This is a genomic window from Streptomyces durocortorensis (genome assembly GCF_016901035.1).
In the GTDB taxonomy this organism is placed as follows: domain Bacteria; phylum Actinomycetota; class Actinomycetes; order Streptomycetales; family Streptomycetaceae; genus Streptomyces; species Streptomyces durocortorensis.
Genome location: NZ_JAFEUF010000573.1, coordinates 1 through 336, shown reverse-complemented (window position 1 = coordinate 336; position 336 = coordinate 1). Strand labels below are relative to the sequence as shown.

At 76.8% G+C, this 336-nt stretch carries 1 pseudogene; it reads left to right on the top strand.

Going from position 1 to position 336, the window contains the following annotated elements:
- Positions 1-80: 80 nt before the first annotated feature.
- Positions 81-336 (top strand): annotated as a pseudogene (locus JS521_RS36120) (hypothetical protein); the annotation flags it as partial.

The following is a 336-nucleotide window of genomic DNA, read 5'->3' as shown; positions in this document are numbered from 1 at the left end:
CCACCTCAACCCCGATTTCTGCGGGCCGCGGGGGCTGGCTGTGGTGTATATTAGCCTGGTGGGGGCGGCCGGGGTACGGGGTGGTCGTCGCGGTGGCGTTGGCCGGGGTGGCACTGGCCGGGGCGGTCGCGGTGGTCGCGGTGGTCTGCGGCGCGGGGGCGGGGGTGGGGCCGGGTACGGGCACGGAGAAGGTGGCCGAGGCGGCCCGGTCGCCGGGGGCCAGGTCCAGGACGAGGTCCAGCTCGGTGTCGGGCCCCGGGTTGTCCACGGATCCCCTGGCGGGGGCGGACCGGGTTTCCGGCTCGGCCCCGTACGACGGGTGCGGGGTCCACTCCG